Below are 26521 nucleotides of genomic sequence, written 5' to 3' on the forward strand. Positions count from 1 at the left end.
CCCCCGCCCTCAGTATCGAACCTGCAACAACCGCTCGGACCCCGCGAAGCCGGCCCGCACATACGCGGGCACCGCCCGCCCCGACGCATGCACGGTCAGCCGCTCGACCCCCAGCTCCCGGGCCCGCGCCACCACAGCCCCCAGCAACCGCCCGCCCACCCCGGCCCCCCGCTCCTCCGGCACCACGTACACGCACTGCACGTCCCCGGAGACCCGCTCCGGCGCGGTGGGCGTGGGCACCCGCGGCACGACAGCGACCCACGCCATGCCGACGACCCGTTCCCCTCGCACCACCACCGTGCACCAGTGCGACCCCGCGTTCTCCTCGGCCCACTTCACGAACCCGCGCACGAACTCCTCCCGCCCCACCACGGCGGCCTTCCCGTCCTCCTCGAACCACCGCCACCGCAATCCGGCGACGGCTTCCAGCTCCCGCGCTTCGGCGGTTCTGATGGTGATCTCGTCCGGCATGGGGTCCCTCTATTCCACGTCGAGGCCGAAGTCGCGTATCAGTTCCTCCAGGCCGTCCCGGTAGCCCTTGCCGCCCAGGACGAAGTCCCAGTCGCCGGTGGGGCGGCGGCGGAAGGAGCCGAGGACCAGGGCGGTTTCGCCGGGGCGGCCGTCGGAGACCTCCAGGACGCCGAGTTCGGCGGCGCGGGCGTCGAGGAGGCGGATGCGGGCGTCGGTGAAGCCGGCGAGGTCGGCGTGCGGGTCGGTCTCGGGGTCGACGGCGGCGACGAGGACGAGGCGGTCGGCTGTCGCGGGGAGCGCGTCGAAGGTGACGCGCAGGGAGGCCCGGTCCGGGGCGGCCGGCGGCAGGGCGCGTACCGAACCGTCCGGGGTCGCCGGGTTGTTGAAGAAGACGAAGTGGTCGTCGTCGAGGACCCGGTTCCCCCGGCAGACCAGCGCGCAGACGTCGAGCGCGACCGTGCCGGACCAGGACATGCCGAGGACGTTGTGATCGTCGTCCGGCGGAGTGCCGTCGCCCAGGCGTCCGCGCAGGCCGTGGCGGTGGAGGAGGTCGACGAGTTCGGGGCCGGAGATCAGCTCCAGGGGCTTGCGGTCCGCGAAGTCGTGCGAGCCGGGACCGAACGACGAGGTCGTCACCAGGACCCCCTTATTGGCGCCCTCGGACTGCACTGTGCCGAACAGATCCCGGACCGCCGAGGGCGGCACGGTGTTGCGGTACCGCTTGACCTGCACGACGATCTTCGCGCCACGGATCATGGCCGCGTCACTCGCGACGACGTCCACCCCTCCGTCTCCCGACCGCTGTGTCGTCACCGCCTCCATCCCCATCGCCCGGAGCAACTCCGCGACGAGTTCCTCGAAGGCGATCGGGTCCATCGCGTAGAGGTCGGGTTCGTCGTCGTCCCGGTGGGTGACCACGCGGTTGCCGACGTCGTGGGGGCGGCGGTCCGGGCGTACGGCGGCCAACTGGTCGGGGCGGGCGGAGAGTTGGCCGCGCAGGCCGGTCGTGAGGCAGCTGACCGCGTCGACCTGGGCGAGGTTCAGGTGGACGAAGGAGGAGCGCCGGGCGAGGACGGTGACCAGGATGTGCCGGGCGCGCAGGCCGGTCGCGGGGTCGGGTTCGTCGACGAAGCCGTTGAGGACGACGGACTCCAGGGCGCCGGAGGTGTCGGCGGCGTACAGCTCGTGCAGGACGAGCAGCGCGGACTGTGCCAGCGTCTCCCGGTACAGCGCCCGGCGCTGGGTCACCGGGCGGGCGCTCTCCCGGTACTGGTTCTCGCCCGGCGACCAGCGCACCGACTTCGCCTCGGGGACGACGCCGTAGCCGGGGAGTTCCCAGTCCAGGACGAGCTGGCGGGCCGCCTGGTCGTAGGCGGCGGAGAGCTGGCGGGGGAAGTTCTCCGGCCAGGACGGGGAGGCGTACAGCGCGGCGGTGAAGTACTCGACGACGGCGTCGGGTTCGCCCCGTTCGATGCCGCGGGCCGCTTGGGCGACGCCCGCGTTGTGGCGGCGTACCTCGGTCCGTACGCCCTCGGCCCACTGCTCGTACTGCCGCCGCTGTGCGGCGAGTTGCTCCAGGCGCTGGGTCTCGGCGGCCTGGGCCGCGTACCACGCCTGCTCGAAGCGGGCGCGGGCCTCGGCCTGGGCCTGGGCGCGGCCGTTGGCCGTCCAGCCGCCGTGCGCGGGGAACTGGCTCGGGTCGGGCATGAGCACCGGGTGGGCCAGCGCGCCGGGGTCGAAGGGCGGGACCTGTTCCGTGCGCAGCAGCGCGTCCGGGCGGAACGCCGCCGCACCGCACCCGGTCGCGAGCAGGCCCTGGAGCGTGGCCACCCGTGCCTCCAGCTCGGCGGTCCGCCGTGCGGCTTCGGCCCTGTGGTCCTGCGCGGCCTGCCGCTCGTACGCGCGCGCCTGCCGCTCCCGCTCCCTGTGCTGCCGGGCGGCGGCCTGCGCCTGCCGCTGCTGCTCACGCTGCATCTCGGCCCAGACGCCGACCATCCCGGACCTACGACGACTCATCGGACGGAGCCCCTCCCCCTGTGTGACAGGACGACTCTATCCAGCGATCATGCCGACGGGCCCTCCCCCGAAGGGAAGGGCCCGGTAAGCGGCGTACTACTTGTTGACCACGCTCAGCGGCAGCAACTTCTTGCCCGTGGGCCCGACTTGGATGTGCGTGTCCATCGCCGGGCACACCCCGCAGTCGAAGCACGGGGTCCAGCGGCAGTCCTCGACCTCGGTCTCGTCGAGGGCGTCCTGCCAGTCCTCCCAGAGCCAGTCCTTGTCGAGGCCGGAGTCGAGGTGGTCCCAGGGGAGGACTTCCTCGTAGGTGCGCTCGCGGGTGGTGTACCAGTCGACGTCCACGCCGAACTGGGCCAGGGACTTGTCCGCGCAGTCCATCCAGCGGTCGTAGGAGAAGTGCTCGCGCCAGCCGTCGAACCGGCCGCCGTCCTCGTAGACGGCGCGGATGACGGCGCCCACGCGGCGGTCGCCGCGGGAGAGGAGGCCCTCGACGATGCCGGGCTTGCCGTCGTGGTAGCGGAAGCCGATGGAGCGGCCGTACTTCTTGTCGCCGCGGATCTTGTCGCGGAGTTTGCCGAGGCGGGCGTCGGTCTCCTCGGCGGAGAGCTGCGGGGCCCACTGGAAGGGGGTGTGGGGCTTGGGGACGAAGCCGCCGATGGAGACGGTGCAGCGGATGTCGTTGGCGCCGGAGACCTGGCGGCCCTTGGCGATGACGTTCGCGGCCATGTCGGCGATCTGGAGGACGTCGTCGTCGGTCTCGGTGGGCAGACCGCACATGAAGTACAGCTTCACCTGGCGCCAGCCGTTGCCGTACGCGGTGGCGACCGTACGGATCAGGTCGTCCTCGGAGACCATCTTGTTGATGACCTTGCGCATCCGCTCGGAGCCGCCCTCGGGGGCGAAGGTGAGGCCGGAGCGGCGGCCGTTGCGGGTCAGCTCGTTGGCGAGGTCGACGTTGAAGGCGTCGACGCGGGTGGAGGGCAGGGAGAGGCCGATCTTGTCCTCGGTGTAGCGGTCGGCGAGGCCCTTGGCGATCTCACCGATCTCGCTGTGGTCGGCGCTCGACAGGGAGAGGAGGCCGACCTCCTCGAAGCCGGTCGCCTTCAGGCCCTTGTCGACCATCTCGCCGATGCCGGTGATCGACCGCTCGCGCACGGGGCGCGTGATCATCCCGGCCTGGCAGAAGCGGCAGCCGCGCGTGCAGCCGCGGAAGATCTCCACGGACATCCGCTCGTGGACCGTCTCCGCGAGGGGGACGAGCGGCTGCTTCGGGTACGGCCACTCGTCGAGGTCCATGACGGTGTGCTTCGACACGCGCCACGGGACGCCGCTCTTGTTGGGGACGACGCGGGCGATACGGCCGTCCGCGAGGTACTCGACGTCGTAGAACCCGGGGATGTACACGTTGCCGGTCTTCGAGAGGCGGAACAGCACCTCCTCGCGGCCACCGGGGCGGCCCTCCGCCTTCCACCGCCGGATGATGTCCGTGATGTCGAGGACCGCCTGCTCGCCGTCCCCGATGACCGCCGCGTCGATGAAGTCGGCGATCGGCTCGGGGTTGAACGCGGCGTGGCCGCCCGCGAGGACGATCGGGTCGTCCAGGCCGCGGTCCTTGGCCTCCAGGGGGATGCCCGCGAGGTCCAGGGCCGTCAGCATGTTCGTGTAGCCCAGCTCCGTGGAGAAGGACAGGCCGAACACGTCGAACGCCTTCACCGGGCGGTGCGAGTCCACGGTGAACTGCGGGACGCCGTGCTCCCGCATCAGCGCCTCCAGGTCCGGCCACACGCTGTACGTGCGCTCGGCGAGGACGCCGTCCCGCTCGTTCAGCACCTCGTAGAGGATCATGACGCCCTGGTTGGGGAGCCCTACCTCGTAGGCGTCGGGGTACATGAGCGCCCAGCGGACGTCGGTGGCGTCCCAGGGCTTGACGGTGGAGTTCAGCTCGCCGCCCACGTACTGGATCGGCTTCTGCACATGCGGGAGCAGAGCTTCGAGCTGCGGGAACACCGACTCGACAGACATCGCGCGAACTTTCGTGTGCGGGGAACGGCGGGAACGACAGGGGTGACCATCTAGCCTAACGCGCCCGGAGGTCTGCCCCGGCCGTTCAGATCCCCGTCCCGCCCCTCACCTCCGCCCACAGCCCCGGCAGCTCCGCCTCGTCGGCCGCCGACCGGCGTTCCTCCCTGCCGTACAGCAGGCCGTACGTGAAGGCGTTCTCGCCCGCCGCGTGCGCCTGGGCGGCGATCTCGCGGAGCGCCTCGCGGGCCATCACGCTGTCCTGGTGGTCGCCGAGGAGGTTCTGGAGGGACTTGGCGGCCTTCACCATCGCCGTCGCGGGGGCGCCCAGCGCCTGTTCCGCCGCCTCCGCCGAGTACCTGGTCCGCTTCGCCTTCTTGCGTGCCTCGTGCAGCGCGAGGTCCCGCTCCGGGCCGGACGAGGGCTGCGCGAGGGCGTCCTCGACGAGGGCGGCGACCTTCGCGAAGTCCTTGCGGACGGCCGCGGCGATCACCTTCTCCGGCGCCCCGGACGCCTTCGCGGCGAGCGGGGGCTCCGCGACCAGCGCGTCCAGCTTGTCGAGCAGCGTCAGGTACCGCTTTCCGTCCAGTACGGCGATCAGGCGCCTGCGCGAGCCGCCCCGGCGGGCGTGCGACCAGGTCCGTACGCGGGTCCGGACGGGGCCGGCGACCAGGTGGCGCGGGAGCTTGTCGAGGCCGGCGGCGATCCTCTCGGTGAGGACCTCCTGGTCCCGGTCCACGCCGAGTTCCCCCGCGAGCCACTTCAGCTCGTCCCCGACGGGGTCGGTCACCGTACGGTCCAGCACCTTGCCGAAGGACCGGAACGCGCTGCGCATCCGCCGGGTGGCCACGCGCATCCTGTGCACGGAGTCGTACTCGTCCTGCCGGACAGCGGGGTCGAGGGCGACGATCGCGTCACGCTGGGCACGGAGGTAGGCGAGGACGTGGTCGGCGGCGGTTTCGGGGGCGGGAGTGGGGGTGAGGTGGGGAGTGGGGGTGCTCGGCGTCTTGGCTGTGCGGGAGGTGTCGGCGGCGGTCTTCCCCGGCTTCCCGGGCTTCCCCTTCGCGTCCGGCTTCCCCGGCTTCCCCGCCTTCCCCTTCGTGTCCACCTTTCCGGGGGCCTCCGCCTTCTCGGGCTTGCCTTTCCCGGGCTTGCCCTTGCCCGCCTCGGTGCGCACCGCGGTCTCGGTGCCCGGCGCCGTCTCCGTCAGGGCCCGCGCCAGCTTCGACTCCGACTTCGAGCGGCGTACGCCCGCCTTGCGAAGGCGTTTCTCGACGTGGTCGAGGAAGGCGGGGTCCACGCCGTCGGCGAGCTCCACCTCGATCTCCGACCACTGGGCCACGCCGGCGCCGCCGCTCAGCCGCTCCGCGCGGACCGCGTCCACGCTGACCTCCGCGAGCGGCCTGCCCTCGCCGTCCACCAGGTCCCGTACGTCCCGCGCGGAGCGCAGTCTCACGACCGGTACGAGCTCGGCGTCCCGCACCCTCGACCTGACCAGCCCCGCGAGGCTCCGCGGCAGGGTCGGCGAGAGAGGTGCCCGCACCTCGTCCCGCACCCCCGGCCCCACGGGAAACTTCAGATGCCACCCCGCGTCCGACCCCCCGGTACGCCGCCGCAGCGTGATCGACGCCGCCGCGAGCCGCCCGTCCGGGGTGTCGTAGTACGTGGCGTCCAACTCCGCCACGCCCTTGTCCAGCACGGCCTCGATCCCGGCAACGCCCGTCAGATCCGGCAGCCCGCTCTCGTCGGATTCGTACTTGCGCTCGATCTCGCGTTTCGTCTCCGCCATGGATCGAATCTAGTGGCACCCGGGCCAAAGCGGCAGAGGGAAATGAAGGGTGAATACACGACGAACACGCAGATAACCGGGGGTGGGGCGGCGGAGGGACGGGCCGTACGGGCGGGGGCGCTCCCCCGGCCGCCCTGTCGCCCGCCCCGCCGCCGGAGGCTCACGCCGACATGGGTCTCTGGACCTTGATGGACTGGAGCAGACCCACCGCCACCCAGACCGCGAACATCGATGAACCGCCGTACGACACGAAGGGCAGCGGCAGGCCGGTGACCGGCATGATGCCGAGGGTCATGCCGATGTTCTCGAACGCCTGGAAGGCGAACCAGGCGACGATGCCGGCCGCGACGATCGTGCCGTACAGCTCCGTCGTCTCGCGGGCGATCTTGCAGGCCCGCCAGAGGACGATGCCGAGGAGGAGGATGATCAGGCCCGCGCCGACGAAGCCCAGTTCCTCGCCGGCGACCGTGAAGACGAAGTCCGTCTGCTGTTCGGGGACGAACTGGCCCGTCGTCTGGGAGCCGTGGAAGAGACCGGAGCCCGTGAGGCCGCCGGAGCCGATCGCGATGCGGGCCTGGTTCGTGTTGTAGCCGACGCCCGCCGGGTCCAGCTCGGGGTTGGCGAACGCGGCGAACCGCGCGATCTGGTACTCGTCGAGGATCCCCAGCTGCCACACCGCGAGCGCACCGGACGCGCCCGCGCCGAGGAGACCGAAGATCCAGCGGTTCGACGCGCCGGACGCGAGCAGGACGCCGAGCACGATCATCACCATCACCATGACCGACCCCAGGTCCGGCATCAGCATGACGATCAGCATCGGCACGGACGCGAGGCCCAGCGCCTGGAGCACCGTCCGATGGTCGGGGTACGGCTTGTCACCCGCGTCCACCCTCGCCGCGAGCAGCATCGCCATCCCGAGGATGATCGTGATCTTCACGAACTCCGAGGGCTGGAGGGAGAAGCCGCCGCCCAGCACGATCCAGGAGTGGGCGCCGTTCACCGTCGACCCCAGGGGGGTCAGCACGAGCAGGATGCCGAACACGGAGAGGCCGTACAGGATCGGCACCGCGTTGCGCAGTGTGCGGTGGCCGAGCCAGACCGTGCCGATCATCAGCGCGAGGCCGATGCCGGTGTTCATGAGGTGGCGGAGGAGGAAGTAGTACTGGTCGCCCTGGTTGATCTCCGTGCGGTTTCGCGTCGCGGAGAAGACCAGGAGGGAGCCGATGCAGGAGAGGGCCAGGGCGGAGAGCAGTATCGGCCAGTCGAGGCGCCTTGCGAGCGAGTCGCGGGCGAAGATCCTGGTCCAGCCTGCGCGGTCTGGGCCGTAGCCCGAGACGGAGAAGGTGTTGCCGGTCATTTGGCTTCCCTCCTCGGGCGGCGGAGGAGGGACCGCAGGCCGTGGGTGCCTCGTAGTGTGGATTGGCGAGTGCGGGTTCGTTGTGGTTGATCGCGCCCCGCGGCGGAGCCGCTGATAGACACAGCCCCGCGCCCCTTAAGGACGTTGCCCGGACCCGTGTCAAGAAGGCCCCGCCTCCTCCTCAACCGCCTACGTGTGTCCTGGTTGCCGCCCGTGCTCGCCGGCACCGTGCCCCCCGGCAGTGTCCCATCCTGCTTCGGCTTCTCCGTCTGGTTCGCCCGCTGGTCCTTCGCCGGGTCCTTCGCGATCTTCGGGGACGTGATCGTGCCGTCCGTCTGGATCTTGGGGAGGGTTTTCTGGGGGGTGGGGAGGAGGGCGTTCTTGGGGGTGATCGTGCCGTCGTCCGCTACGCCGTACAGGGCGTCGTAGATGTTGCGGACGGCGGGGCCGGACGCGCCGGAGCCCGTGCCGCCCTGGGAGATCGTCATCACGATCGCGTAGTCCTTGGTGTACGTCGCGAACCAGGACGTCGTCTGCTTGCCGTAGACCTCGGCGGTACCCGTCTTCGCGTGCATCGGGATCTTCGCCTGCGGCCAGCCGACCTGGGCGAACCGCCAGGCGGCGGTGCCTTCGGTGGCGACGCCGGCGAGGGCCTCGTCCATCTGGGCGAGGGTGGTCTTGCTTATGGGGAGCTTGCCGTGGGACTGGGGCTTGATCTCGGTGGTCGTCTTGCCGTCGGGGCTGATGACGGCCTTGCCGACGGTCGGGTTCCAGAGGGTGCCGCCGTTGGAGATCGCCGCGTAGATCGTGGCCATCTGGATCGGCGTGACGAGGGTGTCGCCCTGTCCGATGGAGTAGTTGATCTCGTCACCGGCGCGCATCTGGTTGCCTTCGAGGCAGTTCTCGTACGCGATCTGCTCGACGTACGAGCCGCCCTTCTTGCCCTGCTTGCACCAGGCGTCCTTGTTGGCCTTCCAGTAGCTCTGCTTCCACTGGCGGTCGGGGACGCGGCCGGTGACCTCGTTGGGGAGGTCGATGCCGGTCTCCTTGCCGAGGCCGAACTGGTGGGCCGCCTTGAAGAAGTAGTCGTTGGGGTTCTTCGGCTTGATGCCGCCGTCCTTCTGCCATTCCCGGTGCGCCAGGCCGTAGAAGACGGTGTCGCAGGAGACTTCGAGGGCGCGGCCGAGGCTGATCGGGCCGAAGTTCTCCGACTCGAAGTTCTTGAAGACCTGCCCGCCCACCGAGTACGAACTCGTGCACGGGTAGCGGCCGTTGAAGTCGTAGCCCGCCTCCACCGCCGCCGCCGTGGAGATCACCTTGAAAGTGGAGCCCGGTGCCGACTGACCCTGTATGGCCCTGTTGAGCAGCGGGTAGTTGGAGTCCTTGCCGGTGAGCGACTTGTAGTCCTTGGCGGAGATCCCGCCGACCCACGCGTTCGGGTCGTACGTCGGGTTCGAGGCCATCGCGACGATGCGGCCGGTCTTGGCCTCCATCACGACGACGGCGCCGGAGTCCGCCTTGTAGCGCTCATTGGTGTTGCGGTCCCACTGCTTGCGGGCTTCCTTCATCGCGTCGTTCAGCTCATACTCCGCGACCCGCTGCACCCGGGCGTCGATGCTGGTGACGAGGTTGTCGCCGGGCTGCGCCGGGGTCGCCTCGGCCTGGCCGATGACGCGGCCGAGGTTGTCGACCTCGTAGCGCGTGACGCCCGCCTTGCCGCGCAGTTCCTTGTCGTACTCCCGCTCCAGGCCCGACCTGCCGACCTGGTCGGAGCGCAGGTACGGCGAGTCGCTGTCCTTGGCCTGCTGGATCTCGTCGTCGGTGACCGGCGAGAGGTAGCCGAGGACCTGCGCGGTGTTGGACTTTCCGGGGCCGGGGTAGCGGCGGACCGCTTCCGGCTCGGCGGTGATGCCGGGGAAGTCCTCGGCGCGCTCGCGGATCTGGAGGGCCTGCTTGGCGGTGGCCTCGTCGGTGATCGGGATCGGCTGGTAGGGCGAGCCGTTCCAGCAGGGCTGGGGGGTCTGGGCGTCGCAGAGGCGGACCTTCTGCTGGACCTCCTCGGGCGTCATGCCGAGCACGCCCGCGAGTTTGGCGAGGACCGCCTTGCCGTCGTCCTTCTGCTTGAGCAGGTCGGTGCGCGAGGCGGAGACCACGAGCCGGGTCTCGTTGTCGGCGAGGGGTACGCCCCGGGCGTCCAGGATCGAGCCGCGCACCGCCGGCTGCACGACCTGCTGGACGTGGTTGCCGGACGCCTCTTTCGCGTACTCGTCGCCCTCCCGGATCTGGAGGTACCACAGGCGCCCGCCGAGCGTCGCGAGCAGGGAGAGGACGAGGATCTGGATCACCACGAGCCGCGTCTGGACCCTGGGCGTCCGCCCGGTCTCCGGGATGTTCGTCACTGCCTCCCCCTCCCAGCCCTTGCCACGCCGTGAATCGAATGTCCGTACGCCTCGTGAACGGCCGGGCCACCCGCCCGCGTTCCGCCGCCGTTCACCCCTGCGAGTGAATTCCGCCCGGAAATCCCGGAGAGAACCCCGCGCGACTCCCCCGCCCTCACAGCCGCTTCACCCCTTTGATCCGGCCCGTGCGCGCGGCCGACCTCTTCGCCGCCTTCATCTTCAGCCCGCTCCCCCGCTGCCCCCCGATCCGCAGCCCGGTCCCGGACGACAGCCACCCGGCGGACACGTCCCGCGCCTTGGACGCCGAACTCGCCTCCGCCAGCGGGTCGTTGTCGGCGCGCCGGGCCAGGAACATCACGGCGGGCACGACGAACGGCGCGAGCAGCAGGTCGTACAGAGCGGCGCTGAACAGCAGCCCCCCGATCCCGACGTGCCGGGCGGAGGTGTCCCCGACGAGCGCCCCGACGGCGGCGTACAGCAGCGTCGAGCCGATCGCGGAGGCGACGACGACCAGCATCGGAGCGGTGGCCGACTTCAGCCGGCCGGTCTCCGGTTTGATCAGCCCGGCCGCGTAGCCGATGACGCTGAGGACGAGGGCGTACCGCCCGGCGGCGTGGTCGGCGGGGGGCGCGAGGTCCGCGAGGAGGCCCGCGCCGAAGCCGATGAGGGCGCCGCTGGTGTGGCCGTAGACCATCGCGAGGCCGAGGACCGTGAGGAGCAGCAGGTCGGGGACGGCGCCGGGGAGGTGGAGCCGGGCCAGGACGCTGACCTGGACGACGAGGGCCACGACGACGAGGGTCGTGGAGAGCAGGATGCGGTTGACGCGCATGGGGGGTTTCAGCTCCTACTGCTCTTGCTGGTCGTTGGTCCGGCCCTGGTCCGGTGCCGCGGCTCCCGGTGTCACCGTGACGGTGACCGTCGGCGTGGGGACGGGCTTCGGCTTGGCCGGCAGGACCGTGTCGCGCGGGTCCTTCTTCGGCGCCTCGACGACGACCCCCACGATGTCCAGCTTGGTGAAGCTGACGTACGGCGTGACGTACAGCGTCCGCGTCAGGTCGCCCCCGGAGGGGTCGACGCGGGACACGATGCCGACCGGTACGCCCGGCACGAACGGCTTGTCGGCCTGGGAGCCGAAGGTGACGAGCCGGTCGCCCTTCTTCACCTCGGCCTTGCCGTTGAGCAGTTCGACGCGCAGCGGCCGGTCGCCCTGCCCGGACGCGAACCCGAGTTCGTCGGACGCCTCCATGCGCGTACCGACCGTGAAGTCGGGGTCGTTGGCGAGGAGCACGGTCGACGCGTTGGGCCCGACGGTCGTGACGCGGCCGACGAGGCCGTCCCCGTTGAGGACGGTCATGTCGCGCTGGATGCCGTCGCTCGCGCCGACGTCGATGGTGATCGTCCAGGAGAAGCCCTGGGCCGCCCCTATGGCGATGACCTGCGCGCCCTTGATGCCGTACTGGCCCTCGCCGGCGATCTTCAGCATCCGGTCGAGCTGGGTCAGGCGGCTGCGGTTGCGGTCGTCGCTGCCGAGCTTCGCCTTGAGGGCCGCGTTCTCCTTCTCCAGGGCGGCGAGCCGGTCGTGGCGCTTGCCGGAGTCGCGTACGGCGGAGACCGCGTTGCCGACGGGGTCGACGGCCGAGGCGACGCCGTTCTCGATGGGTCCGAAGACCGTCGCGGCGGCCTGCCGGGCGCCGTCGACCGGAGAGTCCTCACCTCCCCTGATGTCGACCGTGATCAGCGCGAACGAGACGGCGACCAGCAGTACCAGGAGCAGCCGGCTCTCTCGTGTGTCCCTCACGTGCGGCGGCCGTGCCTTCCTCATAAGAATTGCGGGAATTACGGGAATGGGGGGAACTGGGGAAGCTTATGCCTCTATATCAACGATCCGCCGCACGAGAGGAGATCGTCTCGTACGGCGGAATCGACGTGTTACGTCATCTGCGCGGCGCGGCGTCCAGCACCTGCTGGAGCGCCTCGAACTCCTCGACGCACTTGCCGGAGCCGAGCGCGACGCTGTCCAGCGGGTCCTCGGCGATGTGGATCGGCATGCCGGTCTCGCGGCGCAGCCGCTCGTCGAGGCCGCGCAGCAGGGCGCCGCCGCCGGTGAGGACGATGCCGCGGTCCATGATGTCGCCGGACAGCTCGGGCGGGCACTTGTCGAGGGTCGTCTTCACCGCGTCGACGATCGCGTTGACGGGTTCCTCGATCGCCTTGCGGACCTCGGCGGCCGAGATGACGACCGTCTTGGGCAGGCCGGAGACGAGGTCACGGCCGCGGATCTCGGTGTGCTCGTCGTCGTCGAGGTCGTACGCCGAACCGATCGTGATCTTGATCTGTTCGGCGGTGCGCTCACCGAGGAGGAGGGAGTACTCCTTCTTGATGTGCTGGATGATCGCGTTGTCCAGCTCGTCGCCGGCGACGCGGATGGACTGGGCGGTGACGATGCCGCCGAGGGAGATGACCGCGACCTCGGTGGTACCGCCGCCGATGTCGACCACCATGTTGCCCGTGGCCTCGTGGACCGGCAGGCCCGAGCCGATGGCCGCGGCCATGGGCTCCTCGATGATGTGCACCTGGCGGGCGCCGGCCTGCGTCGACGCCTCGATGACGGCGCGGCGCTCGACGCCGGTGATGCCGCTGGGCACGCACACGACGACGCGCGGGCGGGCGAGGTAGCGGCGCTTGTGGATCTTCAGGATGAAGTAGCGCAGCATCCGCTCGGTGATCTCGAAGTCGGCGATGACGCCGTCCTTGAGCGGACGTACGGCGACGATGTTGCCGGGGGTGCGGCCGATCATCTTCTTCGCCTCGGCGCCGACCGCGAGGATCCCACCGGTATTGGTGTTGATCGCGACCACGGACGGCTCGTTGAGGACGATCCCGCGACCCCTGACGTACACCAGCGTGTTGGCGGTCCCGAGGTCGACAGCCATGTCACGGCCGATGAACGACATTGAGTTCCCCATCAGGATTCGTCTGGCCTTCCCACGAGCTTTTGAGGGCTTTTCAGGACGGCGAAGTGGGTGCGGTGACGTGAAGGCTTACATCGTAGACGCGCCTTCACGGACACCGCGCGAGGGTCTTCGCCATTGTCAGCACGTGCCGACCCGCCTCGCTTGTGGAGACGGTCCATCGGGGGCACGCGTTCCCCCGATCGGCACCGCATATGCCGAAGGACGGCCGAAAATGTACGGCCGTCCCCAGGCTGACGAACAGACGATCTGACCCAGTGTCAGAAACGTCCACGAAAACTCCCGAAAAGTTCATGGACGCCGTTGTACGAAGGTCAGGCGCGACCCGGGAAGAACAGCTTGACCTCGCGCTCCGCCGACTCCTCCGAGTCCGAGGCGTGGATCAGGTTCTCCCGGACGATGGTCCCGAAGTCGCCCCGGATCGAGCCGGGCGCGGCGGCGATCGGGTCCGTCGGACCGGCCAGCTGCCGCACGCCCTCGATGACCCGCTCGCCCTCGACGATCAGCGCGACGACCGGACCGGACGCCATGAACTCGACCAGCGGCTCGTAGAACGGCCGGCCCACGTGCTCCGCGTAGTGCTGCTCCAGGATCGCCCGGTCCAGCGTCCGCAGCTCCAGCGCGGTGATCCGCCAGTCCGCCTTGCGCTCGATACGGCCGATGATCTCGCCGGTCAGGCCACGACGGACGGCGTCGGGCTTGAGGAGGACGAGGGTGCGCTGGCTCACTGAAGGGCTCCTTCGCTGCTGATGTGCGGTGTCACGAGGCTACAGGGCGTGTCGGGGCCGCCGTCACGCAGCGTCAGGTGTAGTGGAGGCCGCCTGCGCGGCGAACCTCGCCCTCGCCTCGTCGACCTTGCGGCCGTAGTGGACCGACGCACCCCACAGGGCCGCGAAGACCGCGCCCATGAAGAACATCAGCGGGACGAAGACGCCCGAGACGATCAGGGCGATCTGGAGCCCCCAGCCGAGGGCGACGCCGCCCGGGCGGGTGACCAGGCCGCACAGCAGGACGCTCAGGAACATCAGCGTCCCGCACACCGTCCAGACCGTGCCCATCGACAGGTCCGGGTCCTTCATCGCGACCAGGCCCGCGAAACCGATCAGGAAGAACTCGCCGATCAGCGTCGACGAACAGAGCGTGCGCATCCCTCAGCGCCTTCCCAGGAGCAGGCGGGCCTCGCCCACCGTGATGACCGAACCGGTGACCAGGACGCCCGCGCCGGAGAACTCGCCGTCCTCCTCGGCCAGGGTGATCGCGGCCTCCAGGGCGTCGGGGAGACGGGGCTCGACCTGGACCCTGTCCTCGCCGAAAATCTCCACGGCAACAGCGGCGAGCGTATCCGCGTCCATCGCGCGCGCCGTCGAGTTCTGCGTGACCACGATCTCCGCGAAGATCGGCTCGAACGCCTCCAGCAGGCCCCGTACGTCCTTGTCGCCGGCCGCGCCGACCACGCCGATCAGCTTGCTGAAGTCGAAGACCTCGCTGATCGCGTCCGCGGTCACGCGCGCGCCCGCCGGGTTGTGCGCGGCGTCCAGGACGACCGTCGGGGAGCGGCGCACGACCTCCAAGCGGCCGGGGGACGTGACCTTCGCGAACGCCTTGCGGACGACCTCGATGTCGAGGGGCTCCGCGCGGGCAGCGCCGACGCCGAAGAACGCCTCCACCGCCGCGAGGGCGACCGCCGCGTTGTGCGCCTGGTGCGCGCCGTGCAGCGGGACGAAGACCTCGGGGTACTCGCCGCCGAGCCCGCGCAGCGTCATCAGCTGGCCGCCCACCGCGACCTGCCGCTCCACGACGCCGAACTCCAGGCCCTCGCGCGCGACCGTCGCGTCCACCTCGACCGCGCGCTTCAGCAGGACCTGCGCCGCGTCCACCGGCTGCTGGGCCAGGATCACCGTCGCGTCCTGCTTGATGACGCCGCCCTTCTCGCCCGCGATCTGCGCCGGGGTCGAGCCGAGGCGGTCCGTGTGGTCCAGGGAGATGGGGGTGATCACCGCGACGTCCGCGTCGATCACGTTCGTCGCGTCCCACGTGCCGCCCATGCCGACCTCGACGACCGCGACGTCCACCGGCGCGTCCGCGAACGCCGCGTACGCCATGCCCGTCATCACCTCGAAGAAGGACAGGCGGTACTGCTCCTTCGCGTCCACCATCTCCACGTACGGCTTGATGTCCTCGTACGTCTCGACGAACCGCTCCGCCGACATGGGGGCGCCGTCCAGGCTGATGCGCTCGGTGATCGACTGGACGTGCGGGGAGGTGTACCGGCCCGTCCGCAGCTCGAACGCGCCGAGCAGCGACTCGATCATGCGGGCGGTGGAGGTCTTGCCGTTCGTGCCGGTGATGTGGATCGACGGATACGAATTCTGGGGCTCCCCCAGGACGTCCATCAACGCCGCGATCCTCTTCACGGACGGCTCCAGCTTGGTCTCACCCCACCGGGTCGCCAGCTCCGACTCGACGCCGCGCAGCGCCTTGTCGACCTCGGGGTCGGCGGGGCGACTCGGCACGTCGTCACCCTCCGGCTGGCCCCCCTGGGTACGCAACGTCCGGCTCCCCGCCTCGATGACCGCGAGGTCGGGGTCTCGGTCGGTCTCGGCGGCGATGATCTCGTCGAACGGGTCGCTTTGTGTCACGGGGTCCAGTCTACGGAGGGGGTGTGACAGTTCGCCCAAGGAGTGGGGGGTACAGCGAGAACGGCGGGTGCGGCGTGCGTCGTGGCTGGTCGCGCCCCGCGGCGGAGCCGCAGATCGACACAGCCCCGCGCCCCTAAAAGAACGCGAGTCACCCGGCATCAAAAAGGCCCCGGTGCTCCACAGCACCGGGGCCCTCTGAATCGCCTACGCCTTCGGCAAGTTCTCCAGCTGTGTCGTGATCCTCGCGATGTCCGCCTCCGCCTTCGTCAGGCGGGTCTTGATCTTCTCGACCACGTTCTCCGGGGCCTTGCCGACGAACGCCTCGTTGCCGAGCTTCTTCTCGGCCTCGGACTTCTCCTTCTCCGCCGCTCCCAAGTCCTTCGTGAGGCGCTTGCGCTCGGCCTCGACGTCGATCGTGCCGGAGAGGTCGAGGGCGACCGTCGCGCCGGCCACGGGGAGTGTCGCCGTTGCCGCGAACTCCTCGCCCTCCGGCTGGAGTCGGAGGAGCTGACGGATGGCGGCCTCGTGGGCCGCGAGGGGCGTGCCGTCCAGGGAGAGGCGGGCCGGGACCTTCTGGCCGTCCTTGAGGCCCTGGTCCTTGCGGAAGCGGCGGACCTCGGTGACGACCTGCTGGACGAGGGCGATCTCCTGCTCGGCCGTGTCGTCTCGGAAGCCCGAGTCAGCGGGCCACGCAGCCGTGACCAGCGTTTCGCCGCCCGTCAGCGTCGTCCACAGGGTGTCCGTGACGAACGGGATCACCGGGTGCAGGATGCGCAGCATGACGTCCAGGACCTCGCCCAGGACGCGCGCCGAGACCTTGGCCTGGTCGCCGCCCGCGAAGAACGTGGGCTTGGAGAGTTCGACGTACCAGTCGAAGACCTCGTCCCACGCGAAGTGGTAGAGGGCCTCGCTGAGCTTGGCGAACTGGAAGTCGTCGTAGAAGGCGTCGACTTCGGCGACCGTCTTGTTGAGGCGGGAGAGGATCCAGCGGTCGGTGGCCGAGAGCTGCTCGACCGGCGGGAGTTCGCCTTCGACCGTCGCGCCGTTCATGAGGGCGAAGCGCGTCGCGTTCCACACCTTGTTGGTGAAGTTGCGGGACGCCTGGACCCAGTCCTCGCCGATCGGGACGTCCGCGCCGGGGTTGGCGCCCTTGGCGAGGGTGAAGCGGACGGCGTCGGAGCCGTACTTGTCCATCCAGACCAGGGGGTCGACGGCGTTGGGGTTGGACTTGGACATCTTCTTGCCGAACTCGTCGCGGACGAGGCCGGTCAGGGCGATGGTCTTGAAGGGGGCCTCGCCGTCCATGGCGTACAGGCCGAACATCATCATCCGGGCGACCCAGAAGAAGATGATGTCGTGGCCGGTGAGCAGGACGTCGGTCGAGTAGAACTTCTCCAGGTCGGGCGTCTTCTCGGGCCAGCCGAGGGTGGAGAAGGGCCACAGGCCGGAGGAGAACCAGGTGTCGAGGACGTCGGCGTCCTGGGTCCAGCCCTCGCCCGTGGGCGGCTGCTCGTCGGGTCCGACGCAGACGACCTCGCCCTCGGGGCCGTACCAGATCGGGATGCGGTGGCCCCACCACAGCTGGCGCGAGATGCACCAGTCGTGCATGTTGTCGACCCAGTCGAAGTACCGCTTCGACATGTCCTCGGGGTGGATGGCGACCCGCCCGTCCCGGACGGCGTCACCGGCGGCCTTGGCGAGCGGCGCGACCTTGACCCACCACTGCATGGACAGCCGGGGCTCGACGGTCGTCTTGCAGCGCGAGCAGTGGCCCACGGAGTGCATGTACGGCCGCTTCTCGGCGACGATCCGCCCCTGCTCCTTGAGCGCGCCGACGACGGCGGAGCGCGCCTCGAAGCGGTCGAGGCCGAGGAAGGGGCCGTGGACGGTGATCACGCCGCGCTCGTCCATGATCGTCATGTTCGGCAGGTCGTGCCGGCGGCCGATCTCGAAGTCGTTCGGGTCGTGCGCCGGGGTCACCTTGACGGCGCCGGTGCCGAACTCGGGGTCGACGTGGGTGTCGGCGACGACCGGGATCGTGCGGTCGGTCAGCGGGAGCTTGATCCGCTTGCCGACGAGGTGCTTGTACCGCTCGTCGTCGGGGTGGACGGCGACGGCCGTGTCCCCGAGCATCGTCTCCGCGCGGGTCGTGGCGACGACGAGGCTGTCCTCGCCCTCGCCGTACCGGATGGAGACCAGCTCGCCGGCGTCCTCCTGGTACTCGACCTCGATGTCGGAGATGGCCGTCAGACAGCGCGGGCACCAGTTGATGATGCGCTCGGCGCGGTAGATCAGCTCGTCGTCGTAGAGGCGCTTGAAGATGGTCTGGACGGCCTTGGAGAGGCCCTCGTCCATCGTGAAGCGCTCGCGGGACCAGTCGACGCCGTCGCCGAGGCGGCGCATCTGGCCGAGGATCTTGCCGCCGTACTCGTCCTTCCACTGCCACACGCGCGCGGTGAACTCCTCGCGCCCGAGGTCGTGGCGGGACTTGCCCTCCTCGGCGAGCTGCTGCTCGACCTTGTTCTGGGTGGCGATGCCCGCGTGGTCCATGCCGGGCAGCCACAGGGACTCGAAGCCCTGCATGCGCTTGCGGCGGGTGAGCGCGTCCATCAGCGTGTGCTGGAAGGCGTGGCCCAGGTGCAGGGAGCCGGTGACGTTCGGCGGGGGGATGACGATCGTGTACGGCGGCTTCTCGCTGGAGGCGTGCGCCTCGAAGTAACCGCGCTCCACCCAGCGCTCGTACAGCGGCCCCTCTACCTCGGCCGGCGCGTACTGGGTCGGCAGGTCGGTGGTGGGCGCTGTGTGCTGCTGAGAGTTCTCGGTCACGCGCCAAGTTTAAAGGGGTCGCGGGACTGTCCAGAACTCGATTGTTCTGTAACGGGACGCACCCCGATGCCAGGAGTTCCCCGCGCCTGGGCCAGGATGTCAGGAGCACATAAAGCATCTGGAGGGGTACCCAGAATGAGCAACAACCAGCCGGGTCCGTACGGCGGTCCGCCGCAGCAGTCCGGTCCGTACGGCCAGCCTGGCCCCTACGGCGGTCAGCCGCAGCCCGGCTACGGGTACCCCCAGGGCGGCGGTGTGCCGCCGCAGCCCAACCCCTACAGCCAGCCGACGCAGCCGATGGGGCAGGTGGCCTACGGCCAGCAGGCGCCGTACGGGCAGCAGCCTCCCTACGGCGCCCCGCCGATGCAGCAGCCTCCCGCCCCCGCCGGGAAGAAGAAGCGCGCCGGGCTGATCGTCGGGGTCGCCGCGGTCGTCGTGGCCCTCGCGGTCGGCGCGTTCGTCGTGACGCAGGGGGAGAGCGGCAGCGGCGGGCTGGAGAACGACGGCGCGCACCGGCTCGACACCCCGGCGACGGTCGTCTCCGAGTACAAGCGGGTCGGCAAGGGCGGCGAGACGTCCGACGCGGAGACCGTCAAGTACCTCCAGACCAGCGGCGTCAAGGGCGGCAAGGCGGTCCTCGGGCAGTGGTCGACGGCCGACTTCGGCGACTACGACCCGAAGAACCCCGACCCGGCCGATCTCCCGTCCCGGGCCGAGCTGTTGACCGCGCGCGGGGTGACACTGCTCGGCGGGTACGGCGAGATAGCCGACCCCCAGTCGACCCTCGACAAGTACTTCCTCGCGATCACCGCGCAGATCGACGCGAACAACAAGAAGATCGAGGCGGGCGGCACGTCGTCCGGCGGCGCCTCCAAGACGACCCTCGAAGGGCAGCCGGAGCAGGTCGACATCGACGGCGCGGTCGCCAAGTGCCAGGCCGCGTCGAGCGTCAACGCCCTGACGAAGAAGGTCTCCACGGACTGGTTCTGCGTCTGGGCCGACTACAGCACGGTCGGCATGGTCTCCCCCGGCGACAACACGAAGAGCATCGACAAGGCGACCGCCGTGGATATGACCGGCAAGCTGCGCAAGGAAGTTCGCGTCAAGCTCTGAGGGTGTTCCGTACGTGGATGAGGGGCCCGGAATCGATTCCGGGCCCCTCATCCACGTAACTGTCCGGGTGCTACGCGGACTTCTGCTCCCCCGGCCCCCGGCCGCCGCGCGAATCCCTCGGGATCAGCGTCGGGTTGACGTTGGAGAGGACGACGTCCGCGGTGATGACGACCCGTGCCACGTCCTTGCGGGACGGGACCTCGTACATCACGCCCTGGAGGACTTCCTCCATGATGGCGCGCAGGCCGCGGGCGCCGGTCTGGCGCAGGATCGCCTGGTCGGCGATGGCTTCGAGGGCCTCGCGCTCGAAGTCCAGCTCCACGCCGTCGAGTTCGAAGAGGCGCTGGTACTGCTTGACCAGGGCGTTGCGGGGCTCGATGAGGATCTGGAGGAGGGCCTCGCGGTCCAGGTTGTGGACCGAGGTGATGACGGGGAGGCGGCCGATGAACTCGGGGATCATGCCGAACTTGACGAGGTCCTCCGGCATGACCTCCTCGAACTGGTCCTTCGACTGGAGTTCGCGCTTGGAGCGGATCGTCGCGCCGAAGCCGATGCCCTTGGCGCCCGCGCGGGCCTCGATGATCTTCTCCAGTCCGGCGAAGGCGCCGCCCACGATGAACAGGACGTTCGTCGTGTCGATCTGGATGAACTCCTGGTGCGGGTGTTTGCGTCCGCCCTGCGGGGGCACCGACGCGGTCGTGCCCTCCAGGATCTTCAGCAGGGCCTGCTGGACGCCCTCGCCGCTCACGTCACGGGTGATCGACGGGTTCTCGCTCTTGCGGGCGACCTTGTCGATCTCGTCGATGTAGATGATCCCCGTCTCGGCCTTCTTGACGTCGTAGTCGGCCGCCTGGATCAGCTTCAGCAGGATGTTCTCGACGTCCTCGCCGACGTACCCGGCCTCGGTCAGCGCCGTCGCGTCGGCGATGGCGAACGGGACGTTCAGCATGCGCGCGAGGGTCTGGGCGAGGAGCGTCTTGCCCGAGCCGGTGGGGCCGAGCAGGAGGATGTTGGACTTCGCGAGCTCGATGGCGTCCTCGCGGCTCTGGCCGCCGCCGTTCTCACCGGCCTGGACGCGCTTGTAGTGGTTGTACACCGCTACCGAGAGGGCCTTCTTCGCGGCCTCCTGGCCGACGACGTACCCCTCCAGGAACTCGTAGATCTCGCGGGGCTTGGGGAGTTCCTCCCAGCGCACCTCGCTCGTCTCCGCGAGCTCCTCCTCGATGATCTCGTTGCAGAGATCGATGCACTCGTCGCAGATGTACACACCAGGCCCTGCGATGAGCTTCTTGACCTGCTTCTGGCTCTTGCCGCAGAACGAGCACTTGAGCAGATCGCCGCCGTCACCGATGCGTGCCACGGTGTGCTTCCCCTTCGCCATGGGAGACGCCTGGACGCTTACGAGTCCAGCGGCTCCTGGTGCTGCCTTATGTCGACGGTACCTTGCCTGACCCCCCGTTCGGGTCCCCCTTGGCACGGTTCACTTTGACGTGGACCGTGTCAAACCGTGCCAAGGGGCGGCAGACGGATTCGCCCGCGCGTCAACGGATGGACGCGTTGTTCATCTTCCGGGTGGAGATGATCTGGTCGACCAGGCCGTACGCGAGCGCGTCCTCGGCGGTCAGGATCTTGTCGCGCTCGATGTCCTCGCGGATCTTCTCGATCGGCGTGGTCGAGTGCTTGGCCAGCATGTCCTCCAGCTGGCCGCGCATGCGCAGGATCTCGTTGGCCGCGATCTCCAGGTCCGAGACCTGGCCCCGGCCCGTCTCGCTGTAGGGCTGGTGGATCAGGACGCGGGCGTTCGGCAGGGCCATGCGCTTGCCGGGGGTGCCGGCGGCCAGCAGGATCGCCGCGGCGGAGGCCGCCTGGCCCATGCAGACCGTCTGGATGTCCGGCTTCACGAACTGCATGGTGTCGTAGATCGCGGTCAGCGCGGTGAACGAGCCGCCGGGGCTGTTGATGTAGACCGAGATGTCCCGGTCCGGGTCCATCGACTCCAGGCACAGCAGCTGCGCCATGACGTCGTTGGCGGACGCGTCGTCGATCTGGACGCCGAGGAAGATGACCCGCTCCTCGAAGAGCTTCGCGTACGGGTCGTACTCGCGGATGCCCTGCGAGGTGCGCTCGACGAAGCGCGGGATCACATAGCGGGACTCGGCCTTCGGGCCGGTGTACTCGGCCTGGGCGCTCTCGTGCAGTCCGCTGCCGGGAAAGCTGTTCACGGTGTCTCCTGAGAAGGCTGTGCTGGGCGGTGGCTGGTGGTGGGGCGGACGGGCGTGGTCGGGGGTCGGGGCGGGGCGGGGCCCTGCGGGGCTTCACGGGCGGGTGCCCGCGGGTCCTGACGGACTCGCGGGGCCCTGGCGGTCCGGCGGTTCCCTGCGGGGCCCTGGGGGCTCGCCGGGTTCCTGCCGGGTCCCCCGGGCCGACGGACTCGCCGGATCCTCTCGGGCCCTGACCGGTCCGGCGGGCCCTCGGGGTCACGGGGCCCTCGCGGGTCCTGCGGCCCTCCGGAGCCCTCGGGAGGCTCTGCCGGGCTTCCTGTGACCCGCCGGGGCCCTCGCGGGGCTCCAGCGGGCTCTGCGGGACTTCGGGGTCCTGCGGGGCCTCGGGCCGGAGCCGCCTCGCGGGGCCCGTCCCAGGGGTGGGTCCGCGCGGGGCGTTCCCTCACGGGTTCCGGAGCCGTCCGGCCGGTCCCTTCCGGGGGCGGCCCTTCCAGCTGCCCACCGCAGGCTCCCGAGCCCTTCGGGCCCCGGTCCCCTGAGGTTCCGAACCATCCGGACCTGTCCCCTCGCGAGTCCCGGACCCGTCCGGTTCGGTCCCTCCGAGGTTCCGTTCCGGCCTGGAGTTCCGAACCCGTCCGGTCCCCCGAGGATTCCGAGCCGTCCGGCTCGGCCACGAGGTTCCGGGCCGGCTCCTGCGGGCCGCGAGCCTTGCGGGTCCAGGGCTCGTCGGCCTCCGAGTCCGGCGCCGTGGGGATTCGGACCCCTTCGGACCGGTCCCGGGGGGACCTCGCAGGGCCCGGGTGGGGGCGCCGGCTCTGTCGAACCCGGCCCCGTCAAGTCCCGTCTCCCTGGGTGACCCCCGGAGGGCTACGCCCCGGTGCCGCCGCCGCCCGGCATGCCGGCGGCTGTGGCGATGACGTCGTCGATGAGGCCGTACTCCTTGGCCTCGTGGGCGTCGAACCAGCGGTCACGGTCGGAGTCGCGGGTGATCTGCTCGACGGACTGGCCGGTGTGGAGGGACGTCAGCTCGGCCATGCGCTTCTTCGTGTGGAGGAGGCGCTCGGCGTGGATCTTGATGTCCGAGGCCGAACCGGCGAGGCCGGCGGACGGCTGGTGGATCAGGATCTCGGCGTTCGGGAGCGCGAAGCGCTTGCCCGGGGTGCCCGCGCTGAGGAGGAACTGTCCCATGGAGGCGGCGAGGCCCATCGCGATCGTCACGACGTCGTTCTTGATGAACTGCATCGTGTCGTAGATCGCCATGCCGGCCGTGATGGAGCCGCCGGGGCTGTTGATGTAGAGGTTGATGTCCTTGGCGGGGTCCGCGGCGGCCAGCAACAGCAGCTGCGCGGTGATCCGGTTCGCGATGTCGTCGTCCACCGGCTGGCCGAGGAAGATGATCCGCTCGTTGAGCAGACGGTTGTAGACATGGTCGCCGAGTCCACCGCCGATAGACGGCTCGCCTGCGGCGGAGGGCATCAGATTCGTCACGTATCCACCTGCTCGTCTTACGACGGCGCCGGGCCGTCTCACGTTTCCCTGCGGGGGCCTTCGGCTGTCCAGCCGATAACGCAGGCCCTCTATCCATGGACCCTAACGCGCGGGTCCGTTCGGGGAATCCCGCAAAGGTTGGTGTTCGCCGGGGGCGTAGACCCGCGCCCCGACGAAGACCGGAAACGAACGAACAGGCCCCGGGTTCGGAAGAACCCGGGGCCCGTCGTCAGTCTGCTACCGCTCAGGCGTCGGCCTTCTCCTCGGACGCTTCCTCGGAAGCGGCCTCGGCGTCGTCCTCGTCCTCGTCGTCGAGGTCGATGACCTCGCCGTTGGTGTCCTTCACCGTGGCGGACTCGACGACCAGGGCCAGGGCCTTGCCGCGGGCGACCTCGCCGACGAGCAGCTGGACCTGGTTGCCCTCGACGACGGCCTGCGCGAACTGGTCGGGGGACATGCCGGAGGAAGCCGCGCGGCGCATGAGGTGCTCGGTCAGCTCCTCCTGGTTCACGGAGAGCTTCTCGCGCTTGGTCAGCTCGTCGAGGACGAACTGGGTCTTGATGCCCTTGACCGCGGCGTCACGGGTCTCGGTGTCGAACTCCTCGGCGGTCTTGCCCTGGAGCTCCAGGTACTTGTCGAGTTCGAGGCCCATCTGGGGCAGCTGGTGGTGCTCCAGGTTGTGCTTGCGGGTGTTGATCTCCTCTTCGAGGAGCTTCTCGGGCACCGGCACCTCGACGATGTCGAGGAGCTTCTCCAGGACGCGCTCCTGGGCCTGCGTGGCCTGGTCGTACTGCTTCATGTTCTCCAGGCGCTTGCGGCTGTCCGCCTTCAGCTCCTCCAGCGTGTCGAACTCGGAGGCGAGCTGCGCGAACTCGTCGTCCAGCTCGGGGAGTTCACGGGCGGCGACCTGGGTGACCTTGACGGTGACCTCGGCCTCCTTGCCCGCGCCGGTGCCGCCCTTCAGCTCGGAGGTGAAGGTGGCCTCGCCACCGGCCTCCAGGCCCTTGACGGCGTCGTCGATGCCTTCCAGCAGCTCGCCGGAGCCGATGGTGTAGGAGACGCCGTTGGCGATGCCGTCCTCCAGCACCTCGCCGTCGACCTTGGCCTCCAGGTCGACGGTGACGACGTCGCCGTCCTCGGCGGCGCGCTCGACCGGGGAGGTGGAGGCGAAGCGCTCACGGAGCTGCTCGACGGACTTCTCGACGTCCTCGTCGGTGACCTCGACCGCGTCGACCTCGACCTCGATGGAGGAGAAGTCCTCGGGGAGTTCGAGGGCGGGGCGGACGTCGACCTCGGCGGTGAAGTTCAGCGTCTCGCCGTCCTTCAGCTCCGTGATGTCGACCTCGGGCTGGCCCAGGACGCTCAGCTCGGCCTCGTTCACGGCGTCGGTGTAGAACCTCGGGAGGGCGTCGTTGACGGCCTCCTCCAGCACCGCACCGCGGCCGAAGCGCTGGTCGATGACCCGGGCCGGGATCTTGCCCTTGCGGAAGCCCTTGACCGTGACCTGCTGGTTGATCTTCTTGTACGCCGCGTCGAGGCTGTCCTTGAGCTCCTCGAAGGGCACCTCGATGCTGAGCCGAACCCGAGTCGGGTTCAGGGTCTCCACGGCGCTCTTCACGGTTCGGTCTCCTTGGGGGCTGACTTCTTGGTTTCCGCCGGGACCTCGATTGGTCCGGCCGATCGCCGCCCGGAGACTTCCAGAGAGTGAGAGACACGGGCGTGCAGCCTGCATAGTAACCGCAGCCGCCGAGGCCCCCCAAAGCCGATCACCGCGGTGATCGCGAAGGTGGTCGGGGTAGCGGGATTTGAACCCACGGCCTTCCGCTCCCAAAGCGGACGCGCTACCAAGCTGCGCCATACCCCGTGCTGGTGCGACACGTAGGGTACATGCCCGGACGCGGTCCGGCCGCCGCATTCCGCGGGCGCACGGGCGCATCAGCCCGGGGCGGCGGAAGGGGTGTGCGGCAAAGGGGGATCAGCCGCTACGATGCTCCTGTGTCGCGGGCTTCTCTGACCTGCGGCGCATTGTGTGCGGGCGTAGCTCAATGGTAGAGCCCCAGTCTTCCAAACTGGCTACGCGGGTTCGATTCCCGTCGCCCGCTCTGTGAACGACCCGAGCCGGGCCGGAGGTTGATCCTCCGGCCCGGCTCTCGTCATGTCAGAAGTTGATGTCGGCGATCGCCTTCGTGATCGAGTTCATGAGGTCGTTTATCGTCGGCGCGAGGCCGGTCGAGGCGAGGAAGAAGCCGAAGAGGACGGCGACGACCGCCGGGCCGCCCTTGATGCTGCCGCTACGGATCATGACCACCAGGACGATCGCCAACAGCAGCACCACTGACAGAGAAATGGCCATGACTGATCACACGCCCTAGGTCGGTTCGCTCTCCCGAGACCATCGTGCCACCAACAGGCGCATGTCATGCGGGGTGTTGCCCACCAACTGGTGGCGAACAGGTGAGCAGCGAGACGACGATCGCGTCGAAGAGTCCGTTCTGTGCGGCCTTGTCGATTCCGCCCTCGGACATCCGCTCGGCCCGCAGCAGCGCGGTCGCGGCGCGTACGGCGTCGGCGGGCAGGAGCCGTCCGCCGGCGGGGAGTTCGGGCCAGGGCCACTCCGTCCAGCGGTGTTCCGGGGTGACCGCGCCGAGTTCGTACAGGGCGGCGACCACACGCCACAGGGGCGCGCTGTACTTCGGGTACGGGACCTGGATCGCGCCGCTCTCCGATCTCTCCCCGCCGCCCCACTCCACCTTCCGGTCCGCGTCCGTGAGCGCCTCGTACGCCTCTCTCAACTCCCGCCACTCGTCGGCCCCTCGGGGGCTCAGTTCGGCGAGGAGGCGGTGATCGTCGGAGTCCTCGACGCGGTGGGCGAGGCGGTGCACGACGTCCATGCCGCTCGCGCCCAGGACCTCGCCCGCGCCGGGTTCGCGGCTCAACCCGGCGAGCAGGAGCAGCGGTTGGACGCCGGGGCGCTCGCCGGCCTCGTACAGCTTCTTGGCCCACTCCTCGGCGAGGTCGTGGACGGCGGTGCTGTGGGCGCGGCGGTGGAGCCAGCCGGTCTCGGCGCGGGTGTGGTCGGCCCAGGCGTAGCCGGCGGTCTCGCCGGTGGGGGCGGTGACGGGGAAGTACCAGACGGGGTGGCGGGGGTCGGGGAGGCCGGTGGGCGGCCTGGTCATGGGGTGTCCTTCCGGGCCGGGGCGCGGCCTC

At 69.8% G+C, this 26521-nt stretch carries 20 protein-coding genes and 2 tRNA genes; 2 read left to right on the top strand and 20 right to left on the bottom strand.

All coding sequences use genetic code 11. The annotated features are described in order from the left end of the window. Positions 1-9: 9 nt before the first annotated feature. The 13 genes from PV682_RS29765 to PV682_RS29825 all read right to left on the bottom strand — a co-directional run bounded on the left by PV682_RS29765 (position 10) and on the right by PV682_RS29825 (position 18491). Positions 10-471, bottom strand: a complete 462-nt coding sequence (locus tag PV682_RS29765) for a GNAT family N-acetyltransferase (RefSeq protein WP_319734879.1) — start codon at positions 469-471, stop codon at positions 10-12. 9 nt (positions 472-480) lie between these two features. Beyond that, positions 481-2487: a restriction endonuclease gene (locus PV682_RS29770; RefSeq protein WP_319734880.1), complete on the bottom strand. Its 2007-nt coding sequence runs from the start codon at positions 2485-2487 to the stop codon at positions 481-483. A gap of 96 nt (positions 2488-2583) precedes the next feature. Next, positions 2584-4512, bottom strand: coding sequence for a TIGR03960 family B12-binding radical SAM protein (locus PV682_RS29775; RefSeq protein WP_319734881.1), 1929 nt, complete (start codon positions 4510-4512; stop codon positions 2584-2586). An 85-nt stretch (positions 4513-4597) separates the two neighbouring features. Then, positions 4598-6298, bottom strand: coding sequence for a CYTH and CHAD domain-containing protein (locus PV682_RS29780; RefSeq protein ID WP_319734882.1), 1701 nt, complete (start codon positions 6296-6298; stop codon positions 4598-4600). A 160-nt stretch (positions 6299-6458) separates the two neighbouring features. Then, positions 6459-7655 (bottom strand): rod shape-determining protein RodA, encoded by a 1197-nt coding sequence (rodA, locus tag PV682_RS29785; RefSeq protein WP_319734883.1) that lies wholly within the window; start codon positions 7653-7655, stop codon positions 6459-6461. Further along, positions 7652-10054 carry a penicillin-binding protein 2 gene (gene mrdA, locus PV682_RS29790; RefSeq protein WP_319734884.1) on the bottom strand — a complete coding sequence of 801 codons (2403 nt, stop codon included), beginning with the start codon at positions 10052-10054 and terminating at the stop codon, positions 7652-7654. Before mrdA ends, rodA begins: the two co-directional genes overlap by 4 nt. 154 nt (positions 10055-10208) lie before the next feature. Beyond that, entirely contained in the window at positions 10209-10883 is a 675-nt protein-coding gene (gene mreD, locus PV682_RS29795) for a rod shape-determining protein MreD (protein ID WP_319734885.1), read from the bottom strand. A gap of 15 nt (positions 10884-10898) precedes the next feature. Then, positions 10899-11852: a rod shape-determining protein MreC gene (mreC, locus tag PV682_RS29800; protein WP_319734886.1), complete on the bottom strand. Its 954-nt coding sequence runs from the start codon at positions 11850-11852 to the stop codon at positions 10899-10901. A 136-nt stretch (positions 11853-11988) separates the two neighbouring features. Further along, positions 11989-13008: a rod shape-determining protein gene (locus PV682_RS29805; protein ID WP_055721576.1), complete on the bottom strand. Its 1020-nt coding sequence runs from the start codon at positions 13006-13008 to the stop codon at positions 11989-11991. A 332-nt stretch (positions 13009-13340) separates the two neighbouring features. After that, a complete protein-coding gene (gene ndk, locus PV682_RS29810) occupies positions 13341-13754 on the bottom strand; it encodes a nucleoside-diphosphate kinase (RefSeq protein WP_319734887.1) in 414 nt (137 codons plus the stop codon). Between the two features lie 63 nt (positions 13755-13817). Then, on the bottom strand, positions 13818-14174 hold the full coding sequence (locus PV682_RS29815; RefSeq protein WP_319734888.1) for a DUF4233 domain-containing protein: 357 nt from the start codon (positions 14172-14174) through the stop codon (positions 13818-13820). Between the two features lie 3 nt (positions 14175-14177). Then, positions 14178-15665 carry a bifunctional tetrahydrofolate synthase/dihydrofolate synthase gene (gene folC, locus PV682_RS29820; RefSeq protein ID WP_319734889.1) on the bottom strand — a complete coding sequence of 496 codons (1488 nt, stop codon included), beginning with the start codon at positions 15663-15665 and terminating at the stop codon, positions 14178-14180. A gap of 204 nt (positions 15666-15869) precedes the next feature. Then, positions 15870-18491: a valine--tRNA ligase gene (locus PV682_RS29825; protein WP_319734890.1), complete on the bottom strand. Its 2622-nt coding sequence runs from the start codon at positions 18489-18491 to the stop codon at positions 15870-15872. Positions 18492-18626: 135 nt separating this feature from the next. Here PV682_RS29825 and PV682_RS29830 point away from each other — a divergent pair, with 135 nt between their 5' ends. Continuing rightward, on the top strand, positions 18627-19604 hold the full coding sequence (locus tag PV682_RS29830) for a hypothetical protein (RefSeq protein WP_319734891.1): 978 nt from the start codon (positions 18627-18629) through the stop codon (positions 19602-19604). 70 nt (positions 19605-19674) lie between these two features. Here PV682_RS29830 and clpX read toward each other — a convergent pair whose 3' ends face one another. The 5 genes from clpX to PV682_RS29855 all read right to left on the bottom strand — a co-directional run bounded on the left by clpX (position 19675) and on the right by PV682_RS29855 (position 25178). Then, the gene (gene clpX, locus PV682_RS29835; RefSeq protein WP_109362284.1) at positions 19675-20964 is read right to left on the bottom strand and encodes an ATP-dependent Clp protease ATP-binding subunit ClpX; all 1290 of its coding nucleotides are present in this window, start codon (positions 20962-20964) and stop codon (positions 19675-19677) included. 181 nt (positions 20965-21145) lie between these two features. Then, a complete protein-coding gene (locus tag PV682_RS29840; protein WP_319734892.1) occupies positions 21146-21826 on the bottom strand; it encodes an ATP-dependent Clp protease proteolytic subunit in 681 nt (226 codons plus the stop codon). 867 nt (positions 21827-22693) lie between these two features. After that, positions 22694-23314: an ATP-dependent Clp protease proteolytic subunit gene (locus tag PV682_RS29845; RefSeq protein WP_165854482.1), complete on the bottom strand. Its 621-nt coding sequence runs from the start codon at positions 23312-23314 to the stop codon at positions 22694-22696. Positions 23315-23558: 244 nt separating this feature from the next. Then, positions 23559-24932: a trigger factor gene (gene tig, locus PV682_RS29850; protein ID WP_319734893.1), complete on the bottom strand. Its 1374-nt coding sequence runs from the start codon at positions 24930-24932 to the stop codon at positions 23559-23561. A 169-nt stretch (positions 24933-25101) separates the two neighbouring features. After that, positions 25102-25178 (bottom strand) — tRNA-Pro (locus tag PV682_RS29855). Positions 25179-25345: 167 nt separating this feature from the next. On the opposite strand from PV682_RS29855, the gene PV682_RS29860 reads away from it, so the two are divergent. Further along, positions 25346-25416: transfer RNA gene (locus PV682_RS29860), tRNA-Gly, on the top strand. Positions 25417-25472: 56 nt separating this feature from the next. Here the strand turns inward: PV682_RS29860 and PV682_RS29865 are convergent. Then, on the bottom strand, positions 25473-25667 hold the full coding sequence (locus PV682_RS29865) for a hypothetical protein (protein WP_010355309.1): 195 nt from the start codon (positions 25665-25667) through the stop codon (positions 25473-25475). 64 nt (positions 25668-25731) lie between these two features. Further along, positions 25732-26490, bottom strand: coding sequence for a DUF6508 domain-containing protein (locus PV682_RS29870; protein WP_319734894.1), 759 nt, complete (start codon positions 26488-26490; stop codon positions 25732-25734). Between the last annotated feature and the right edge of the window lie 31 nt (positions 26491-26521).

The organism is Streptomyces niveiscabiei, from assembly GCF_033794345.1.
In the GTDB taxonomy this organism is placed as follows: Bacteria; Actinomycetota; Actinomycetes; order Streptomycetales; family Streptomycetaceae; genus Streptomyces; species Streptomyces niveiscabiei.